The sequence below is a fragment of the Cohnella sp. genome (assembly GCF_041641335.1).
Classification (GTDB): domain Bacteria; phylum Bacillota; class Bacilli; order Paenibacillales; family Paenibacillaceae; genus Cohnella.
Window position 1 is genome coordinate 39,835 of sequence record NZ_JBEPYQ010000022.1, and the last position, 18,726, is coordinate 58,560.

The following is an 18,726-nucleotide window of genomic DNA, read 5'->3' on the forward strand; positions in this document are numbered from 1 at the left end:
ATCTCTCTCCGATGTTACTACTTAGGTAGTTCGAAATTGAAACTGTCCACGAAGTACGGATACGAGCGAGGCATGAAGTGGAAGTTGCTGTTTCAAGAGCGTGGAAATAAACCCGCGAATGCTGGCAAACTGCTGTCCACCAATTGCAGTGCGAAAACAACCGGATATCTTCTGTTTCACTTTTGACATACGAATGTCTCGTTCAGCCCGGTTGTTGTCAAAAGGAACGTGGGCATCGTAAAGAAAGCGAAGAATCGACGCCTTGTGGAGCTCGAATCTTTGCCCAAGATTGGCCGCTTTACTTTTGCATTTCCGCCCGCGAGGCCCTGTTTTTTCACGTACGACATCTTTGGCCCATTCGGTTTTTCCTTGTGCCAAAATGGCATCGAAGCGCAGATCAATCTCGGTGAGAACCTTATCCGACAAGGTGACACCGGCTGCACGAGCCTCTTTGGCCAGCACCCAACTGCTTTGGACCAGTTCTTTCATGTCAGATGCCCACCGATGACGATCATGCTCCGCAATCCCTTGGCATTCACGCAACAAATGTGCGTTACACAAGGCGTGTGTGAACTTATACTCTGGCTTGAAGTAGGAATTCAGGCAATCATGAACCACGATACCGGTGTAGGAAGGCAACACATCCATGTCGATAAACGCCGGCCCACACCGCCTCTCGTGCAGGGTTAACAACGTCCAATCCGCATTGGAGTGCGTATGGAGATACTGCTGTTTTCCATTCATGCGCATCGGTGTTTCATCGCTGTGAATAAGCGGCTGTTTACGAAGATGCGCTCGAATAACCGGTTCTTGATCCGCTACAGCGGATGCCATTGTCTTGAGCTGTGCCAGTAGCGTTGCTTCGCTAGGCGCATAACCGGTCAGATCGGAAAACAATCGCGAGATGCGATCTAGAGGCAAAAGCTGATAAACATTCAAATAAGCCGTCCAAGCGATAAACCCTTCTCCATACTGAACAGGGGCTTGAACCCGGTTCGGAAATGCAGCTCGCTGACGGGTATGACAAGCTGGGCAACACTTTTCCTCTGCTCGATGCTCCGTTACAACCAAACGGGGAAGAGGTAAATCGAATACTTGTCTCTTGATACAGCCCTGCGCCGCTACCGTATCAAGGGATTGAGCACAATGATTACAAGTCGATACCGAGTGAACGATAATCTCATCGGGTGAAGGGCTAAGACGAAGCGTATGTCCGTCATGTCCCTTAGGCGCCTCTTTTTTGCCGCCGGACTGACGCAGATTAGTTGGTTTGCGCAATCCGTCACTTGAAGGAGGCTTACTGCTGTTGTTTGCTTTGAGGCAAGGAGATACCAACTCCAAATACAAAACCCATAAAACATGGAGGTTCAAAATGAAAAAAGAGCAAAATAATCCGTTTGCAAGATTTACCTGAAGCAGCCAGCTTTATTGTGACAAGTTCGGATATCCCTGAAAATAATGTATTATCCGCTCCACAGCTTTCTGGAAAATTCGGGGTAGACGGCGGGCAAGATATTTCACCTGAATTGAAATGGTCCGGCGCTCCGAAAAGGACAAAAAGTTATGCAGTTACGATGTATGACCCCGATGCTCCAACTGGATCAGGATTTTGGCATTGGTCTGTCTTTAATATTCCCGCTAACGTGACAGAATTGCCATCTGGAGCAGGAAGCGAGAACGGCTCTGGTCTGCCAAACGGAGCTATTCAATTGAACAACGATGCCTCGTTTGCAGGTTATATTGGTGCTGCGCCACTAGTTGGAGATGGACCACACCGCTACTATTTTATTGTTCATGCTTTGGATGTTGAGGAATTAGGTGTTAAGGCTAATGCAACACCAGCTTTTCTAGGCTTTAATATGTTTACCCATACTCTAGGCAGAGCAGTAATAGTAGCAACGTTTGAAAGATAATAAACATTTCGAAAGTTAAATGCGCGACAAGAAATAAGACACTCGGCGAACTCAGAATCTATTCCGCATCTATTCTGTATGTATTCGGACTTTATTCTGAGCCTCAGCGCCCCTCGCTAACGAGAAGCTTGTAGCTTCCGCGGTCACCGTGCACCGTTGTAACGCTACAATGTCACTTCTACCTTGAACTATTCTCCCTTCGGTTCTCTTCGGTCTTACAACTGCCGAGCTTGGCGGCTCCAAGAGCATGTACTCGTTCTCCCCGACATAGTGCAAAGATACACTATCCTCGGCACTCCGACCGCCTACCGCCAGCGGCTCCAAGACCACCGCACAATTAAAATGGGATGCTTCTCACCGCCAATATGTGAGCGCATCCCAATTATTAAATAACATTCTTACTGTTCACCTGGGCATTTAACAGCAACTACAACCGCTTCTTCTCCTAGACACTCTACAAAAAAGCGAAATTTACGTATAACAATGCGCATTAAACCAGCATATTCTCCGTATTCCTCAGTATAAGGTTTAGTGAATACAGGATTTAAAAGCAAGTCTTCAGTTTCAAGAATGATCTGAACAATATAATCAAAGGTCTCTTCAGAGGTAAAGAACTCACTTCTGAATGAAAGCAACTTATTCCTCACTGGTTGTGGCCATACAACTTGTCGCACCTTCATTTTTCGAAATCCGCAGGTGAGATGGATTGAAGGAAATGTTTCGTACTCAGCCCATTCCCAAGCTTATAATCAGCCCTGCTGTCTTGAATCATTTGACGCAATCGTGGGTCGGAAGCAATCTCTGCACTAATTGACAGTAAATCCTCTTCTTGAAGCACAATGGTAAATGTCCCTTTTCCAGGAATATACACTTGTGAAACTGAATTCGCTTTGTTCATTCGACCTATATGTTCGAACAATTCGGCTTCAGTCTGTACTCTCTCCATTTTTCTCACCACCCGCATATGCTGCTTCTACTGTACCATAAATTCGATTATCCTCACACTTGTTAAATCCGTGTTGATTAGCCTTTGAAGCCCCACATGTCGTTGACTCAACTGAATTCACCTCAAGAAGTACCCTATCTGAATCAAAGCTCCAATCCGAGCTACTTCTTATCCCTCCACGTACCCCTACGCTCAGAAAGTTCGCAGCGGGGCGGGAATACCCGGAGGGCAAGGTAGCACCTGAAAGGGTGGGTGCAATTAGAACTGACTGCAACATTATGGTTTGCAGCCTGTTGGCTGTTGTTTGCAACAACTTTAAATTATGACACCTAATAAAGTATTCCCAGCTTTTTTAGAATCTCGTTTTCTTCTTCGTAAGATATTTTTTGATGTCTAGGATCTGTATCTATTGGGATATGGTCGAGTTCCCATTGGATTGTTCTTGTAAGTCCTTCTTCACGAGTAAAAAAAAGGAAAATTAGATGCTCTTGTTTAGAGATTTAAATATATATAATTATTCGCATAATCCCATTTGTCTGGTCTGTGTCACAGTTTGCAAATTTATCAATGTGTTGAATAAGTGTTGATTCGTCACTTGAAATGTTGATTTGCATTTAGGGGGCCCGGATTGCATCACCGCTATGGTGGGGCGTCCCGGTCCTTTGTCTGTTTGTACAGGGCATCACGGGGGATACGAGCGGGTGCTGATTTGAGCCGTTCTGTAAGTACTTTCAGGGATCGCTCGTTGACTCCGTGTTGACTCCAGAGCATAAAAAAATACATCGCCGGGGCGTGCGGGCCACATGGCGATGTAATTATTAATAAATACTGCTATTCCTTGCGCGGGTTTTCTTCATCTCCGGTCGCGATCGGGTTCTCGTCGTACGAAATCCAGTCGCTCCAGCTTCTTATCCCCCTACGAACCCCCATGCTCGAATAGTTCCGACGCCAAAAAGTAGGGGTTCCGATCAGCGCGGCGGGAATGCCTCGAAGGATATGCCAGCGCCCATGCGAAACGATCCCCCTTGGCTACGTTTGGGAGGACTTGTGGAGCAAGAAGCCCGTGAAGGACGGGTCTGGCGGAACAGTATGGTTTGAGCCAAGGAGAGGCATCCAACTGTGGCTGGGTCAAGCCGAGCGGATCGCCAACAAAAGGCCAAGTGAAGCAAGATAGCACCCGGAGAGTGAATGGGCTGGGTTGTGGTTACAAACTCATTGTTTGCAGGCTGTTGACGATTGTTAGCAGGAATGTCTCCTGAACATGGGTGATCATTGATAATTAAATATGCCGTTCTTAAACGCTTCTTCATCATTGTTCTCAATACCAAATAAAGCTTCTTGAAGCGCAAATGTGCCCCTGTAAAACCTCATTCGCGATTCAGCGCTTTGAAGATCAGGGTAGAATTTGTACATCTGTTTCAAAAAATCTTCTCCGTATCCGCTTATTATGGCGGCAGCATCCACAGCAGGATCACCTACATGCGATCCGCCAAAATCAATTACGCCTGCAACTTTCGGAAGGTGATAATCGATCAATATATTTCCCACACCGAAGTCACCATGCACAAATGCTGGTTTATATTGAAAGTTCATTGTATCATTCAAAAAATCCTCGAAATGCTTCCTTATGAGTACTTGACTCTCATTGCTCATATAACGAAACAGTTTCTCTTGAATACGTATGTACATGTCCTCCCAATACTTATATTGATTTTTTTCATAGTGGTGATCGACGAACTCTTCTTGTAAAGGAATACTATGCAATTCAAATAAAAATTGTGCCAGCTGGTTGGCTATCACATCTAAATCTTCATGGCCCATAGAGTGAAAAGCTTGCATGTCGAAAGTTTTTCCCGGTATCTTACGATAGCCTACAAATATCTCTCCCACGGTCTGCGATTCGAGGCTCTCATAAATAGGATTTGGTATATCAAGAGTAATGTACTTGTATATGTACTTTAATAACCGCGTTTCTTCAAGTAACTCTTTAATGCCTTGTTGATATTTGGGGAAACGGAATATGAGTTCATTATTGACCTCAATGACCGTGTTGTTTTGACCGTTTTCATTGAGAATGACCGAATCGATTCGTAGGTTTGGGGATACTTCCAGAATTTTTTGCGCATAGTTCTTCAGCATAAATAGCCTCCATATGAATGGTATTCCAAACAGCGACAAACCAGGAAACATTGACCTGTATCTTGTTCGCTCGGGGTGTTTGCAAGCTGTTGACAGAAAAGCCCAAGGAGGGCTGCAACAGGTTACTAACCGGCAACCTGTCACAGACCCAAACCAGCGTCCAACGCGGCCTTACGCCTTTCCTTCTTCTCCCGTCGCCACCGGATTCTCCGCATAGCTAATCCAATCGCTCCAGCTCCCCGCATACAGCTTCACCTTGCCAAACCCCGCTTCCCCCAACGCCAGCACGTTGGGAGTCGCGGTAACGCCCGAGCCGCAGTAGACGACGATCTCGTCGTCCTGCGACAAGCCCGCTTCCGCGAATCGTTCGCGCTGCTCCTCCGCGGACTTCCATGTGCCGTCGGCCTTCCGGCCCTCGGCCCAGAACACGTTCCTCGCGCCCGGGATATGCCCGGCCACCCGATCGATCGGCTCCGCCTCCCCGCGGTATCGCGGCGCCTCTCGCGAATCCACCAGCACGAATCGTCCCGTGCCGAGCGATTCGCGAACCTCGTCGACCTCGATCAGCAGATTATGCTGAACGGTCGCCGTGAACCGAGCAGGAATGAGCACTCTCTGCTCGGCCGTAACCGGACAACCCGCGTTCTTCCAGGCGGCGAACCCGCCGTCCATCACGTACGCTTCCTCGTGCCCCAGGTATTTCAGCAGCCACCACAGTCGGGACGCCATCGCGCCGCCTTGATCGTCATAGGCGACGACTCTCGTCTCATTGCTGATGCCGACCTGGCCCAACCGTGCCGCCAATGTTGCCGCGTCCGGCAGCGGATGTCTGCCCCCGTGCCCGTCCGGCTCGACCGGCGCGGACAAGTCCCGCTCCAAATCCAAATACACCGCGCCGGGAATATGCTCCCCTTCGTAAGCTTCGCGGCCTGCATCCGGCTTGCCAAGCGTAAACCTGCAGTCCACGATAACCAAGTCGGATTCGTACATGCGCGCAAGCACCCATTTCACGGGAACGATCGATTTCATGTTTTACCGTCTCCTTTATATACACTATCGAATCTGCACGATAACTAACATAATTCCTTCGAACTTTGCTTTCCCCTTCAAACTTGACGTTCCTCTTCGAACTCCACGTTTTTGCTTAGGACTTCGCGTACCCTTCTTAACCTGCAGCATACCGCGCTTTCTTCCTTCTCCACGCACTACGCTTGTTCCTTCTCTTCGAGCCTCCCGTCGTTTTCGCGAACGGCCTTAACTCACAGCACCCCTGGCCCTAGCCCGCTCCAACCCCTTCGCCGACAGCAGCGCCCATACGATGACCGCCAGCATAAGAACGGCAAAGCCCGCGAACAGCCACCGAGTCGCCTCCATGCCGTAGTCGTCCAGGAACCAGCCGGTCAGACGAGGCATCAGCGCCCCGCCGATTCCGCCGAACGCCATCAGCAGGCTTGTCGTGCGCTCGGTCATTCCGGGCACGGCCCGGTTGGCGAAGACGAGCGCGATCGCGAACATCCCCGACATCGCCAAGCCTGCAAGGCATGTGAGAGCGAAAGTCGCCCAGGTGCCGCTGAAGCCGCCCATAAGCAAGAAGATCAGCGCCGCCGCTAGGCAAGTTACGAGCATATATACGCCTCCGCCCCAGCGGTCGGCCGCTTGTCCCGACACCACTCTTCCGACCGCCATCGCTCCCCAGAACAAGCTGAGCGACAGGGAGGCCGACGACTCGGACAGCCCGTTCTGGTTCACCAGGAGCGACGGGAGATAATGCACGAAGCTCATTTCCAGCCCAACGTAGACGGCGAAGAACACGGAGCAAGCCGCCAGCACGACCAACGACCTTCCCCGGTTGGGCATGCCCCGCAGCCCTGTCCCGGAATGCGCCGCGCTCTCGACGGGACGGTCCAGAATGGTCGGCCAGAAGAACAACCAAGCCGCCAACGTAATGAGAGCCAGCCCGCCGACAAGCGCGAACGCCGTTTCCCAGTTTCCGCCGGAAATAAGCGCGGCGCCGGCAAACGGCATCAGCAGCGCGCCCACGCCGAAGAAAATTTCGACTCTGCTCATCGCCACGTTCGCGTTGCCCTTGGCGGAACCTATTATGAAAGAGCCGACGACCGCTTCCGTCGTCCCGAACCCGAATCCGGCGAAAGGCGCCGCCGTCAGCATCACGCTCCACGAAGGTTGAAACGCATAGATGATTTCTGCGACGGCCATTACTCCGAGCGCGCCGAGCAGCAGCGGCTTCTTGCCGATCCGCCCCATCAGCCACGGAGCAAGCGTAATGCCGATCATGCCGCCCAGGAACTGATTCATGACCAGTTGTCCGCCATCCCCGTACTTGATCCCGTATGCCGCGACCATCGGCTCCATGACGGTGCCTACGACCAGTTGTCCGCCATCCCCGTACTTGATCCCGTATGCCGCGACCATCGGCTCCATGACGGTGCCTACGACCAGTTGCCCGATCCCTACTACCAAGTATGCGATACATCCCAAGAAGACCAGTCTGCCCACGATTCGCTATCTCCTTTATCTAAGTCCAATTCCCCTATCATACCACGTTCGCCCTCATCTATAATAGAACGTGGAACGGGCCCTGGAAGCCCGCGACAAGCCGAAAGGAGAGCAATGATGAGCCATCTCGCACCACTCCCGCTAACGCTGGAGCCGATGACTGAACAGGATGGACGGGAGGTATGCCGATGGCGCTACCCCGAGCCCTACCACCTGTTCAGGTGGCCGCCCTGGGACGACATGGTCAAGCAGGAACGGGAATTCGGGGATCCTCATATCCGCGCCCGCCAATACTTGTCCGTAAGAACATCCGATGACGAGCGGTTGGTCGGATACGTGCAGCTGTTCCCGATGGAGCGAACGGTTCGGATCGGCATGGGCTTGCGCCCCGATTGCTGCGACCGGGGCTGGGGAATTCATCTGACCCGGCTGGTCGTGCAGGAAGCGGCTCGCAGGCGGCCCGATGCGGAAATCGATCTGGAAGTGGAGAAATGGAATCGCCGCGCGATACGGACCTACGAGAAGGCGGGGTTCGTCGTCACGGATCAATACGATCGCAGAGCTACGCACGGAATCGTCAGCGTGTACTGTATGGTTTGGCGGGGAATGGCATAACCGCCAAGCGCCCTTCATAGAACTATAGAGAACAACCAAGAATGAGTTTGCTCCTGTCAGGCAGTTTCACCAGAAAAGGGCGTTAATCCCCTATTAAGGAGGCTGTAACTGAATGAAGGCGCTAAACGTCATTAGCCTGATCCTTGTCATTCTGGGAGGGTTGAACTGGCTGTCGGTCGGCTTATTCGAGTACGACGTCGTCAGTGAACTCTTCGGCGGAGCGGACGAGGTAGGCTCGAAGATCGTGTATATCATCGTCGGAATCGCGGCGCTGTACACGATCGCCCTTCTTCCGAAGGTCGCCAAGGACGACTAGAGAGAAGAACGGAACCTGGCTGCGGAAGCTCCCGGCGGCGTGCCGCCGGGAAGACTCCGCGGCCTCATTTTTTTAACGATTCAGCAAGTATAAAATTCGTTATCCTTATCTGAATCGTCTCCGACAAAACGCCTTCATCGTCCAGAGGACGCCGAAGGCGTTTTTGCTTACAACCGGTCGTACGCCTTCGCCGATTCCACGTCCAGAGAAGTCAGTCCCCCGGAATGCCACGTCGTCAGCCGCAGCGATACCCGCTTGTAGTCGATGCCGATTAACGGGTGATGATTGTGCTCCTCCGCGATAGCCGCGACCTTGCCCACGAACGCGATCGCCTCCATGAAGGACGGAAATACCCGTTTTCGGACGAGCCATTTGCCATCCTCCTCGACCTTCCACCCTGCCAGCTGCCCCAACGCTTCTTCCAGCTCTTTTTCTGTCAATAACGGTCGTTTGCCCATGCCAGGCCTCCTTCGTTCTACGGTTCCTCCCTCCCCTTTCGCCTTTCCCGCGGGTCGACCTTGCGACGAATTTGCGAAAAAGAAGGTTCTCCTCTAAAGCTTTCGCCCTTCCCTGTCGATAAAACTATTATCGTGTCGGCTGTAAGTGCAAGCTCCTGTCGCGTACATAACATTCTTCCATATATCGGGGTGTACGATGAAAAATTCAATCTTCATTGGTTTGGCTCTAGGTCTGGTTGCTCTTGTTTTCGGGATGTATTTGAAAGGCGCTCCGATCATCAATCTGGTCAACAATCCGGCCGCCTACATCATCATTCTTGTCGGGACCGCCGCGTCCGTCTTCGTGGCCTTTCCGATGTCGGACCTCGCCAAAGTGCCCAAGCTGTTCAAGCTGATCTTCTCCGAGCCCAAGCTTATCGCTCGCGAGAGAGTCATCGAGATGTTTACGGAATGGGCGACGATTACGCGCCGCGAAGGCTTGCTTGCTCTGGAAGCCCGCGTAGACGAGATCGAAGATCCGTTCTTGAAGAACGGCATGAGAATGATCATCGACGGCAACGAGCAGGATTTCGTTCGCGACGTTCTGCTGGAGGATATCTCGACGACGGAAGAGCGTCACCGCGCCGGCGCGCAGATCTTCTCCCAAGCCGGTATGTACGCTCCGACGCTCGGGGTACTGGGAGCGGTTATCGGACTGATTGCCGCGCTGGGCAATCTCGCTGACATGAACGCGCTGGCCCACGCTATCGCCGCTGCGTTTATCGCCACGCTGCTCGGGATTTTCACGGGTTACGTGCTATGGCATCCGATGTCCAACAGATTGAAGCGTCTTTCCAAACGCGAGGTCGACTTGAAGCTGATGATGGTGGAGGGACTTCTCTCGATTCAGTCCGGCGTATCCACGATCGCCATCCAGCAGAAGCTTCTGGTGTTCCTGACTCCTACGGAGCGGTTGGCGTTCGCCGAGAAGGAGGACGAACAGCGTGAGCAAAAAACGGCATGAACATCATGAGGAGCACGCGGACGAGTCCTGGCTCCTTCCCTATTCCGACCTGATGACCTTGCTGCTGGCGCTGTTCATCGTTCTATATGCATCCAGTTCGGTCAACATCTCCAAGCTGGAAGAATTGAGCAAGGCGTTCAAGACGGCGCTTAGCTCCGGCATCGGCGTTCTGGACGGCGGCTCCATTATAGAAGACGACCAGTTGAAACGTCGCACCGACGATACGCAGAACCGTCTCGACAACGGACGGAAGAATAAGACCCGGGCAGTGCTGCAGCAGGAAGAGCAAGAAAACTTGGAAAAGCTGAAGGAAAATCTCGATCAATATATCGCGAAGAACGGTTTGTCCACGCAGCTTGAGACGCAACTGAATCAATCGCAGCTGCTGATCACGATTCGGGACAACGCGCTGTTCGCTTCCGGCAGCGCCACCATCAAGCCTGAGTCGCAGAAGCTGGCCGCAGCGATTGGTACGATGCTTGAACAATACCCGGATTATGAGGTTCAGGTGAAGGGACATACCGACAACCAGCCGATTAATACCTTCGAGTTCCCGTCGAACTACGAGCTCAGCTCCAAACGGGCCATCAACTTCATGAAGATTCTGCTTCAGAACGAAGCTTTCGATCCGAAGCAATTCAGCGCGACCGGCTACGCGGAATTCCACCCGCTGGAGAGCAACGCCACCGAAGCCGGCAGAGCCGTAAACCGCAGGGTCGAGGTTTCCATTCTGCGGCACTACGTTGAACCGACCGAAGGCAGCCAGTCGATCTCGGTGAACGCAAGCGCAAGCGAAGCCCAAGCTGCATCTGAATAAACTCACGGAACGCCCGGAGATGTCACTCCGCGGCGTTCTTTTTTCAATGCTTGCCGAACAGCCGCTTGCCTTCATACAGATGCGTTCCCGCTGCCGCATCGCTTCGCGCGGCACGAACCATTGCCGCCGCGACGGAATCCGCCTGAACGGCTTTGTACTTGGCCAACGGGCCGGCGAGCAGAGGATTGAGCGGTTTCATCGCATAACCGAAGAAGCGTTCTCCCCTGCGGTATTCCTCGCGCTCCCCGAGCAGCAGCGAAGGTCGGAATATATATAGCTCCGGTATCCCCAGCTTCTCCAAGTCCCGCTCCAGTTCTCCCTTCACGCGGCTGTAGAAAATCGAAGACGATGCCGAAGCCCCGACCGCGGAGACTAGCAGGAATCGCTTGCCTCCGGATGCCGCCGTTTGCCTGCCAAGCGCCATCGGGTAGTCGTAATCGACCCGGCGGAACGCCTCCCGCGTTCCAGCCGTCCTGATCGTCGTGCCCAGCGCGCAGTACCAATCTTCCGCCGCCGCATCCGCCAGCGCTCCCGGGAGGTTGTCCACAGTGACTTCGACCTGCTCGAGCTTGGGATGGCTGATCGGCAGCGGCTTCCGGACGAAGGCGACGACGCGGCGATAGCCGGGATCGTCCAGCAGCCGGCGAAGCAGGCAAGAGCCGACCAGTCCGGAAGCGCCGGCGATTGCCGCCGTTGTTGATGAAGAAGACATCCATTATCCCTCTTTTCTTGTCGGGACTTGCTTCTCCTCCATTGTATCAGCGAATGGGCGACTTTCCCATTGTCGAAGCAAAGCGGCGAGCTCCTCCCACGTCACCTTGCGGTCGGGATGAGGCGTCGGAACGGGCAGCAGCTGCCGGTGCTGCAGCCATTTCATCTGCTCGCTGACGAAGGACGACCAGTCGACCGTTCCGGCTTTCCGCGCGGCCGAACGGACGGAAGACGTCGGCTCCTGACGATACACTGGCAGCTTGGGAGGAACCCCTCTGCCGTCCCATTCCAGTACGCCGCGCCACATCGCCACAACATAGCGGCCATAGCCGGAATTGCCGTAATGCGACCACTTGCCGCTCAGATCTTCCCAGCAAGGGGCCTTGCCTCTCCAGCCGGAGCGCTCGATGTGCACGATGTGCCGATCGTCCGCCAGCTTCGTCTCTCCCGGAAGCGGCAGAGCGCTTGCCAGCGTATACAGCATCTGAATGCGGTTCTCGATCGCCGCTTCTTCGGCCCACTGCGCTCTCACCTGCGGCGCCCAGTCCGGACCGGACAGCTCGGCGGTCCACCATCTCGTATCGTACGCAGCCTGGCAGTAGGCGACGTCTCCGCGAATCCCGTATTGGCGGCCTAGACGAATATAGACCTCCGCCACATCCGGCGCCTGTGGATTTCTTCTTCTCGTATAGGCGAGCAACCGCTCCGCAGAACAGAACGGCTCTCCCGACAAACTCAGCTTGCCCGTCGGCTCCAGCTCGGGATGACTCCGAAATACCGCATCCAGCTTCTCCATCCGAGACGCCCTCCTCAGTGCTCGGACGGATTGTCCGAGTTGTTCACTCATCTATATTCGGGAACATCTAGGATTTGAACTTATTTGCCAACCTGATACAATTATATTCAGTTATTCACACCGTTATAAACACATTCTGTGTATAACTCTGTGGGTAACTGGCTATTTATCCACAGACTTGTGCACAGTATGTTAACATCGAATACACGTTCGCGGAGTAAGGGGACTGCTATGAGTTTAATCGAAGAAGATGAACGTTGGATGAGAGAAGCGATTGCGCAGGCTAAGCTTGCCGAATCGTTAGGGGAAGTTCCGATCGGCGCCGTCGTCGTTCGGGACGGCGTTATCGTGGGCGCGGGATACAATTTAAGGGAGCGCGATCGCGATCCGACCGCCCACGCGGAGATGATCGCCATTCGGCAGTCCAGCGAACGCCTCCAGGCCTGGCGTCTGCTGGACTGTACTTTGTACGTCACGCTCGAGCCTTGTCCGATGTGCGCGGGCGCGATTCTGCAATCCCGCATCGAACGAGTCGTATACGGAACGACCGATCCGAAGGCCGGATGCGTAGGCACGCTAATGGATCTGCTGCAAGATTCCCGCTTCAATCACGCATCGGCTTGGACATCAGGAGTGCTTCAAGAAGAATGTTCGGCTCTGCTTACCGATTTCTTCCGGAGGCTGCGGAGCCGATAATAGAGATACCGGGCAGACATCGTTCAGCTTCCGGACTTCGGATTCCTCCTTGCGAAGGCGTTGGAGCTGAACGATTAACCGGTCGGCTTCCTCGCTGACCGCTACAATCTCCGGGTCGGTCAGATTGCCGAGGTCGTCAGCCATTTCGCACAATCGACTCTGCAGCTGTTGGAGGCGAGTGATTAATTCGGTTGTCTCTAGGGTGGTCATCTGACCGCTCCTCTCCTCGATGTCGATCGTAGAAATTTGTCACACTTCGTCACCGAACGCTAGGATAATTGAACTACTCTCATTATAGGACAGAATTATCCAGTTTTTTGTAGAATGCTGTCGAGATTAACCACCCAATTTCAAGGAATTTTCCGACAAATTCAGGAAATTGGAACTAGTTCCCTAGGAGCTTATCCTCCACTTCTACATCCAGAAAGGAGCACTCGCCGTTGAACCTTCGCATTCTGCTCGTCGAAGACGACGATTCCCTGCACCGCGGCATTCAGTTCACCTTGCAGCAAGAAGGCTTCGAGGTCATCGGCGCGCGCAGCCTGGCCGAGGCGCGGAGCGCCCTCGGCAGCCATGAGGTCCATCTGCTCCTGCTGGACGTGCAGCTTCCCGACGGCAACGGCTTCGACTTCTGCCAGCAGGTCCGGCGGGAGAGCGACGTCCCGATTATTTTCCTGACCGCAAGCGACCAGGAATTCGACATCGTTCGCGGCTTGGACATCGGCGGCGACGATTATATTACGAAGCCGTTCCGTCTGCGCGAGTTCCTCTCGCGCATCCAGGCCGTGCTTCGCCGCAGAGGACCTTCCGGACGGACGGAGGATACGCTTGCCGCCGGTCCTCTGACGCTTCACGTCGGCGAGATGCGGCTGGAGAAGCACGGGCGTGATATCCCGCTAAGCGTGACGGAATTCCGCTTAATGCTGCTGTTCATGACGCATCCCCGGGCCGTGCTGTCCAGAGACCAGATTATTCGTCACGTATGGCCGGACGGCGCAGAGGTGCTCGACGACAATACGGTGGCGGTGAACGTGCGCAGGCTGCGGGAAAAGGTCGAGGAAAACCCCCAGAACCCCCAATATCTCGTCACCGTCCGAGGAGCCGGATATCGATGGAACGTCTAGAGAACGATAAAGTCGAATTCGCTCGTCAGTGGCGCAATCCTTCGCTTCGGAGGCTTGCTTTTATTTTGTCCTTGCTTCTCGTTCTATTCGTCGTTCTCGCTCTGCTCTACAGCCATCTATCGGCCGAGAGGCTGAAGAAGGACTGGCTGGACCGGGAAGCCGCGCTGCTGGGCAGCTTGGCCGAAGAGCATCCCGAGCTGGCCGAGAAGTGGCTCAGCCTGCTGACGGCCTCCGGCTCGGCCTCGCCGGAAACTGCCGCGCAAGGGCTGGAGTGGCTTGAGCGCTATGGAATGAGCGCGAAGACGGATGAACGCTGGATTCCCGCCCTGGGCGAATACCGCAGCCGCACGAACTGGACACTGCTTCTCGGCGGCGTCTGCTTCGTCGCGCTGGCCGCCGCGCTGCTCTATCGCGAGAACGTCCGCCAATCCCGTACTCTGCGTCATCTCGCGATCGCGATGGAAGGCGCGGTGAAACGCAACGAACCGATCGCCAGCCGCATTTACGAGGAAGGCGATCTCGGCCTGCTGGCCAACGGAGCTCAGGAGCTGTCCCAGCGGCTTAAGGAAACGATCGAGCAGCTTCATCGGGACAAAGCGTTCCTGAAGGAAACGGTAGCCAACATTTCCCACCAGTTGAAGACTCCCCTTGCCTCTCTCATGATTTACACCGATCTGCTCCAGGACGGCAAGCTCGACGAAGCTCACGCGGCCGAATTCATCGGGAGATGCCGCCGCGAGCTCGATCGGATGGAGTGGCTGATCCTGACTCTGCTCAAGCTGGCCCGGCTGGAAGCGAACGCCTTGGAGCTCAACGTCAAGACCGCGCCTCTGGCCGACACAGTGCGACAGGCAGTCCAATCGGTGAAGAGGTTGGCGGAGGACAAGGGCGTCCGCATCGCGGTCGGGGATTCCGACGATTCGCTCGCCATTCCCCACGACGCCCACTGGCTTGGCGAAGCACTGTCCAACCTGCTCAAGAACGCCGTCGAGCACAGCCCCGCGGGACGCGACGTCGTCGTGGAGTGGGAGCAGACTCATACGTTTACCCACCTTCGCGTGAAGGATCAAGGGCCCGGAATCGATCCCCGGCACTTGCCCCACATCTTCAAGAAGTTTTACCGGACGTCCGGCGAAGGCAGCGGAGTCGGGCTCGGCCTGCCGCTCGCCCGATCGATCGTCGAGAAGCACGGCGGCGTCTTGTCCGCGACCTCCGGAGCGTCGGGAGGCACCGTATTTCACGTCACGCTGCCTCTACATCCTTTTCCGTCGAAGACGGCGTACCTTACGGAACTGTAAGCGAATCCCCCTTCGGCTTGTAAGGAGGCGCCGATATACTGGGTTCATAGACGCCCGACCGGGGCCCGGTCGCGCGCGAATCCATCATCGGAGGACTATAACATGAATGTCATTAGCGTAGACGGCTTAAGCAAGAGCTACGGCAAAGGAACGACTCAGGTCAACGCGCTCCAGGACGTTTCCTTCCAGGTTAACCAGGGAGAATTCGTGGCCGTCGTAGGCGCAAGCGGCTCGGGCAAGAGCACCTTGCTGCATCTGCTCGGCGGCTTGGACAAGCCCAGCGGCGGTTACGTCCATATCGACGGAGAGAACCTGTACGCGTTCAAGGAGAAAGAGCGGGCGGTGTTCCGCCGGCGCAAGATCGGATTCATTTTCCAATCGTACAATCTCATTCCCGTGCTGAACGTGGAGGAAAATATCCAGCTCCCGCTCCTTCTCGACCATCGCCAGCCGGACAAAGCCTACCTTAACGACTTGATCCGCACGCTGGGCTTGCACGAGAGACGGAAGCATCTGCCTTCCGAGCTGTCCGGAGGCCAGCAGCAGCGGGTCGCCATCGGCAGAGCGCTTGCCTACCGGCCGGCCATCATCCTTGCGGACGAACCTACCGGCAACCTCGACAGCGCCAACGGGCGGGAAGTCATCGAGCTGCTGAAGCTCTCGGTGCGCCAATATCACCAGACCGTCATCATCATCACTCACGATATGAGTATCGCCGCCGAGGCGGACCGCGTTCTCCACCTTCAAGACGGCAGACTTCAGAGCGACACTCGGAGTCTCGGGAGGGGCGTATGAGAAGCTATGGCGCGATGGCGGGAAAATATTTGAAGCAGCAGCGCAAGCGGACGATTCTGACGATCGTCGGCATCGTTCTGTCCGTCGCCCTCATCAGCGCGCTCGGAACGATGGGTCAGACGCTCAAGGACAATCTGATCCAGAACACGAAATACGAGCGCGGGGCATTCTACTTCGGCTATGACAAGCCGACCCCCGAACTCTACGAAACCCTGCGCAAGCATGTGCTCGTCGATCAATTGGGCTATTACAGGACCGGGGAACGCAGCCCGCTGGAAAATTCGATCGCCGTGACGGTAGAGGAAGCGGATGGAGAGGCGTTGAAGCTGCTCCCGATCCATCTGTACCAAGGTCGGCTGCCGACCGCTCCGAACGAGCTTGCGGTAGAGCGATGGATACTGGACCGCCTGCCGGGAACTCCCGGCCTGGACGGCTCGGCGAGGTTGGTCGGGCCCGACGGAGAACAAAGGGATTATCGCATCGTAGGCATTCTTAACAACGAGAAGAGGAGCCAGGTCAACGGCACTTCGAGGGCGTTCACTTTGGCAGACCCGGCGAGCATGCCGATCGACGATAAAGCGATTCTTCTCCTGACGCTGAAATCCGGCGTGGATATTAGCGATCAGATCGACGTGTTCTCCAAGCTTAACTCCAGCCTGTTCACGAACAACACGCTTCTGGCCTATATGGGGGAATCCGGGGACGACAATCTGAACACGGCGCTCGCCGTCATTTTCGGAACGTTGATCGGCCTTGTCGTACTGTCCACCGTCGCCGTGATCTACAACGCCTTCCATATCGCGGTTCTGGAACGCGTTCGCCAGTTCGGCTTGCTTCGCACGCTGGGCGCCACGCCCGCGCAAATCCGCAATCTGGTGCTGCGGGAAGCGACCGTACTCTCCACGATCGGCGTCCCCGTCGGCCTGCTGATCGGATGGTTCGGGCTTTGGTTCGCGCTGTGGCTCATGACGCAGGCCGGATTGAAAATTCTCATGATGGAGACGTTCGAGCTGACGTTCCACTGGTGGATCTTCGCGGGCAGCTTCGCGATCGGCTACATCGCCGTTTATCTCGCCGCTTGGCTGCCGGCGCGCAAGGCCTCGAGCGTCTCTCCCGTCGATGCCGCGAAGGGCGCAGGAGGCATCGTCCGCGAATCTTACCGGCGGGCGCGGATTCCTTCCCTGCTGTACCTCGCCGGAGTCGAAGGCCGCATGGCTTCGAACAACATTCGCCGCAACCGGACCAAATTCCGGATTACGACTTTCTCGATCGTCATCAGCATCATGCTGTTTATCGTGTTTCACTATTTTACGCAGCAGACATTAACGATGACGACAACGACGAACGAGGACGATCGAATCGCCTTCCAGCTTACCCGGACCGCCATCCCGGACGAGAACGGAATGCGGCCGGCGGCCGGCGAGCTGATTCCCGACGAGATGGCGAGCGAGATCGGAGCGCTCCCCGGAGTGGAAGCCGTCTACGGAATATACGACCGAATGGTTCTTCCTTCTCTCGTTCCGGAAACAAAGCTGAACGGCGATCTTCTAACGGATACGGCGGTGAGATACGAGAAAACGAACTTAGGCGGAGAAGGAACCCACCGCGTTCCGACACGAGTACTGCTCTACGACGAGGCAAGACTTAAGCAAGCAGCTAAGTACTTGCATTCGGGAACGACCGATCCCGAGATGCTGGCGGAAGGCGATAACGTGCTGCTCATTCAGACCGTCAGGCCCATTCAGAACAGCGGAAAGAAGAGAATCATGGACATGACCCGGTATCGCGTCGGAGACCGAATCTCCGTCTGGACCAACTCCGGTTCGGCCGGGGAAGAGCCGGAAGTGCACGAGCTTACGGTGGCGGGCATTCTGACGGAATCTCCGTTCGATGCTTCTTACCAAGACAGCTCGCTGACGATCATCGGAACGCAGCCGACGTTCGTCAAGCTGCTGGAGGCCGCCGCCGGCCAATACCCCCCATCGGAGTTCGACGCCGAAAGGCACGGTCTGGAGATCGCGCTTCGGGACGGCGCGGACCCGGAGCCGATTCGGGCAAAGCTGCTGGACGTTGCGCGCGCCCATTCGGGCAGCAATCTGATCGATTATGCCGAGAATCAGAAGTCTGCCCGTAATTTCAACGTGCAGATGCGGATCTTCGTCTACGGCTTCCTGGTAGTCATCGGTGTCATCGGCAGCCTCAATATCGTCAACACCGTGCAGACGAACCTGCTGCTGCGCCGCCGGGAGATCGGCCTTCTGCAGGCGGTCGGCATGACGATGGGACAGATCCGGAAAATGGCGACCGCGGAAGGAATATGGTTCGGCGTCATCGGCAGCTTCTGGGGCATTCTGCTCGGCGTCCTGATGAGCAGCTTCCTCCACAAGCAGCTGAACACCGTCCAGGGCTTTCCGTTCGAATTCCCTTGGGGAGCGTCATTGATCGCCTCCGGCGCCGCCCTGATCGTCGGCTTGATCTCGGTACAAGGGCCGCTTAGAAAGATGGAGAAGGCGAACCTGCTCGAGGAATTACGGGAAGAAGCATAGGCGCGCTCGTCATAAAAAGGCGACCCCTTGTCCGTT

General features: G+C 55.1%; 20 protein-coding genes. 10 read left to right on the forward strand and 10 right to left on the reverse strand.

Annotation, left to right across the window (positions count from 1 at the left end; genetic code table 11):
• Positions 1–21: 21 nt before the first annotated feature.
• Positions 22–1,341, reverse strand: a complete 1,320-nt coding sequence (gene tnpC, locus ACESLM_RS09485) for an IS66 family transposase (protein WP_372631323.1) — start codon at positions 1,339–1,341, stop codon at positions 22–24.
• 56 nt (positions 1,342–1,397) lie between these two features.
• Here tnpC and ACESLM_RS09490 point away from each other — a divergent pair, with 56 nt between their 5' ends.
• Positions 1,398–1,913 carry a YbhB/YbcL family Raf kinase inhibitor-like protein gene (locus ACESLM_RS09490; protein WP_372631325.1) on the forward strand — a complete coding sequence of 172 codons (516 nt, stop codon included), beginning with the start codon at positions 1,398–1,400 and terminating at the stop codon, positions 1,911–1,913.
• Positions 1,914–2,311: 398 nt separating this feature from the next.
• On the opposite strand, the gene ACESLM_RS09495 is transcribed toward ACESLM_RS09490, so the two are convergent.
• The 5 genes from ACESLM_RS09495 to ACESLM_RS09515 all read right to left on the reverse strand — a co-directional run bounded on the left by ACESLM_RS09495 (position 2,312) and on the right by ACESLM_RS09515 (position 7,515).
• Positions 2,312–2,593, reverse strand: coding sequence for a hypothetical protein (locus ACESLM_RS09495; protein ID WP_372631326.1), 282 nt, complete (start codon positions 2,591–2,593; stop codon positions 2,312–2,314).
• Complete coding sequence (locus ACESLM_RS09500; RefSeq protein ID WP_372631327.1) at positions 2,590–2,859, reverse strand: hypothetical protein; 270 nt, start codon at positions 2,857–2,859, stop codon at positions 2,590–2,592. Before ACESLM_RS09500 ends, ACESLM_RS09495 begins: the two co-directional genes overlap by 4 nt.
• Before the next feature lie 1,269 nt (positions 2,860–4,128).
• Complete coding sequence (locus ACESLM_RS09505) at positions 4,129–4,998, reverse strand: phosphotransferase family protein (protein WP_372631328.1); 870 nt, start codon at positions 4,996–4,998, stop codon at positions 4,129–4,131.
• Between the two features lie 171 nt (positions 4,999–5,169).
• A complete protein-coding gene (locus ACESLM_RS09510) occupies positions 5,170–6,027 on the reverse strand; it encodes a sulfurtransferase (protein WP_372631329.1) in 858 nt (285 codons plus the stop codon).
• Between the two features lie 225 nt (positions 6,028–6,252).
• Positions 6,253–7,515 (reverse strand): MFS transporter, encoded by a 1,263-nt coding sequence (locus tag ACESLM_RS09515; protein ID WP_372631330.1) that lies wholly within the window; start codon positions 7,513–7,515, stop codon positions 6,253–6,255.
• Between the two features lie 117 nt (positions 7,516–7,632).
• On the opposite strand from ACESLM_RS09515, the gene ACESLM_RS09520 reads away from it, so the two are divergent.
• Both ACESLM_RS09520 and ACESLM_RS09525 read left to right on the forward strand, forming a co-directional pair.
• A complete protein-coding gene (locus tag ACESLM_RS09520; RefSeq protein ID WP_372631332.1) occupies positions 7,633–8,130 on the forward strand; it encodes a GNAT family N-acetyltransferase in 498 nt (165 codons plus the stop codon).
• A 112-nt stretch (positions 8,131–8,242) separates the two neighbouring features.
• Positions 8,243–8,446, forward strand: a complete 204-nt coding sequence (locus tag ACESLM_RS09525) for a DUF378 domain-containing protein (RefSeq protein WP_094050488.1) — start codon at positions 8,243–8,245, stop codon at positions 8,444–8,446.
• A gap of 167 nt (positions 8,447–8,613) precedes the next feature.
• Here the strand turns inward: ACESLM_RS09525 and ACESLM_RS09530 are convergent, their stop codons facing one another.
• Complete coding sequence (locus ACESLM_RS09530) at positions 8,614–8,904, reverse strand: 4a-hydroxytetrahydrobiopterin dehydratase (RefSeq protein WP_372631333.1); 291 nt, start codon at positions 8,902–8,904, stop codon at positions 8,614–8,616.
• Positions 8,905–9,100: 196 nt separating this feature from the next.
• Here ACESLM_RS09530 and motA point away from each other — a divergent pair, with 196 nt between their 5' ends.
• Both motA and ACESLM_RS09540 read left to right on the forward strand, forming a co-directional pair.
• Entirely contained in the window at positions 9,101–9,907 is an 807-nt protein-coding gene (gene motA, locus ACESLM_RS09535) for a flagellar motor stator protein MotA (RefSeq protein ID WP_372631335.1), read from the forward strand.
• The gene (locus ACESLM_RS09540; protein ID WP_372631336.1) at positions 9,888–10,724 is read left to right on the forward strand and encodes a flagellar motor protein MotB; all 837 of its coding nucleotides are present in this window, start codon (positions 9,888–9,890) and stop codon (positions 10,722–10,724) included. The genes motA and ACESLM_RS09540 overlap by 20 nt, the downstream gene beginning before the upstream one ends.
• Positions 10,725–10,767: 43 nt before the next feature.
• Here ACESLM_RS09540 and ACESLM_RS09545 read toward each other — a convergent pair whose 3' ends face one another.
• Together ACESLM_RS09545 and ACESLM_RS09550 are read right to left on the reverse strand one after the other, a co-directional pair.
• The gene (locus ACESLM_RS09545) at positions 10,768–11,436 is read right to left on the reverse strand and encodes an NAD(P)H-binding protein (RefSeq protein ID WP_372631337.1); all 669 of its coding nucleotides are present in this window, start codon (positions 11,434–11,436) and stop codon (positions 10,768–10,770) included.
• Between the two features lie 3 nt (positions 11,437–11,439).
• A complete protein-coding gene (locus tag ACESLM_RS09550) occupies positions 11,440–12,231 on the reverse strand; it encodes a hypothetical protein (RefSeq protein WP_372631338.1) in 792 nt (263 codons plus the stop codon).
• A gap of 231 nt (positions 12,232–12,462) precedes the next feature.
• Between ACESLM_RS09550 and tadA the strand changes: the two genes are divergently transcribed.
• Positions 12,463–12,927: a tRNA adenosine(34) deaminase TadA gene (tadA, locus tag ACESLM_RS09555; protein WP_372631340.1), complete on the forward strand. Its 465-nt coding sequence runs from the start codon at positions 12,463–12,465 to the stop codon at positions 12,925–12,927.
• On the opposite strand, the gene ACESLM_RS09560 is transcribed toward tadA, so the two are convergent.
• The gene (locus ACESLM_RS09560) at positions 12,859–13,137 is read right to left on the reverse strand and encodes a Spo0E family sporulation regulatory protein-aspartic acid phosphatase (protein WP_372631341.1); all 279 of its coding nucleotides are present in this window, start codon (positions 13,135–13,137) and stop codon (positions 12,859–12,861) included. The two genes, tadA and ACESLM_RS09560, sit on opposite strands and share 69 nt — an antisense overlap.
• 230 nt (positions 13,138–13,367) lie before the next feature.
• On the opposite strand from ACESLM_RS09560, the gene ACESLM_RS09565 reads away from it, so the two are divergent.
• The 4 genes from ACESLM_RS09565 (at position 13,368) to ACESLM_RS09580 (ending at position 18,690) form a co-directional block, all read left to right on the forward strand.
• Positions 13,368–14,051 carry a response regulator transcription factor gene (locus ACESLM_RS09565; RefSeq protein WP_372631342.1) on the forward strand — a complete coding sequence of 228 codons (684 nt, stop codon included), beginning with the start codon at positions 13,368–13,370 and terminating at the stop codon, positions 14,049–14,051.
• Complete coding sequence (locus ACESLM_RS09570; RefSeq protein ID WP_372631343.1) at positions 14,039–15,349, forward strand: sensor histidine kinase; 1,311 nt, start codon at positions 14,039–14,041, stop codon at positions 15,347–15,349. Before ACESLM_RS09565 ends, ACESLM_RS09570 begins: the two co-directional genes overlap by 13 nt.
• A 102-nt stretch (positions 15,350–15,451) precedes the next feature.
• Positions 15,452–16,144, forward strand: coding sequence for an ABC transporter ATP-binding protein (locus ACESLM_RS09575; protein WP_372631344.1), 693 nt, complete (start codon positions 15,452–15,454; stop codon positions 16,142–16,144).
• On the forward strand, positions 16,141–18,690 hold the full coding sequence (locus ACESLM_RS09580) for an ABC transporter permease (RefSeq protein WP_372631345.1): 2,550 nt from the start codon (positions 16,141–16,143) through the stop codon (positions 18,688–18,690). Before ACESLM_RS09575 ends, ACESLM_RS09580 begins: the two co-directional genes overlap by 4 nt.
• The last annotated feature ends 36 nt before the right edge of the window (positions 18,691–18,726 follow it).

What these genes read in the sequence shown, in the direction of transcription:
- ACESLM_RS09545 (WP_372631337.1), bottom strand. Translation starts at nt 11,436, where the DNA reads ATGTCTTCTTCATCAACAACGGCGGCAATCGCCGGCGCTTCCGGACTG.
- tadA (WP_372631340.1), top strand. Translation starts at nt 12,463, where the DNA reads ATGAGTTTAATCGAAGAAGATGAACGTTGGATGAGAGAAGCGATTGCG.
- motA (WP_372631335.1), top strand. Translation starts at nt 9,101, where the DNA reads ATGAAAAATTCAATCTTCATTGGTTTGGCTCTAGGTCTGGTTGCTCTT.
- ACESLM_RS09525 (WP_094050488.1), top strand. Translation starts at nt 8,243, where the DNA reads ATGAAGGCGCTAAACGTCATTAGCCTGATCCTTGTCATTCTGGGAGGG.
- ACESLM_RS09575 (WP_372631344.1), top strand. Translation starts at nt 15,452, where the DNA reads ATGAATGTCATTAGCGTAGACGGCTTAAGCAAGAGCTACGGCAAAGGA.
- ACESLM_RS09550 (WP_372631338.1), bottom strand. Translation starts at nt 12,231, where the DNA reads ATGGAGAAGCTGGATGCGGTATTTCGGAGTCATCCCGAGCTGGAGCCG.
- ACESLM_RS09520 (WP_372631332.1), top strand. Translation starts at nt 7,633, where the DNA reads ATGAGCCATCTCGCACCACTCCCGCTAACGCTGGAGCCGATGACTGAA.
- ACESLM_RS09510 (WP_372631329.1), bottom strand. Translation starts at nt 6,027, where the DNA reads ATGAAATCGATCGTTCCCGTGAAATGGGTGCTTGCGCGCATGTACGAA.
- ACESLM_RS09505 (WP_372631328.1), bottom strand. Translation starts at nt 4,998, where the DNA reads ATGCTGAAGAACTATGCGCAAAAAATTCTGGAAGTATCCCCAAACCTA.
- ACESLM_RS09580 (WP_372631345.1), top strand. Translation starts at nt 16,141, where the DNA reads ATGAGAAGCTATGGCGCGATGGCGGGAAAATATTTGAAGCAGCAGCGC.
- ACESLM_RS09530 (WP_372631333.1), bottom strand. Translation starts at nt 8,904, where the DNA reads ATGGGCAAACGACCGTTATTGACAGAAAAAGAGCTGGAAGAAGCGTTG.
- ACESLM_RS09500 (WP_372631327.1), bottom strand. Translation starts at nt 2,859, where the DNA reads ATGGAGAGAGTACAGACTGAAGCCGAATTGTTCGAACATATAGGTCGA.
- ACESLM_RS09560 (WP_372631341.1), bottom strand. Translation starts at nt 13,137, where the DNA reads ATGACCACCCTAGAGACAACCGAATTAATCACTCGCCTCCAACAGCTG.
- ACESLM_RS09495 (WP_372631326.1), bottom strand. Translation starts at nt 2,593, where the DNA reads ATGAAGGTGCGACAAGTTGTATGGCCACAACCAGTGAGGAATAAGTTG.
- ACESLM_RS09570 (WP_372631343.1), top strand. Translation starts at nt 14,039, where the DNA reads ATGGAACGTCTAGAGAACGATAAAGTCGAATTCGCTCGTCAGTGGCGC.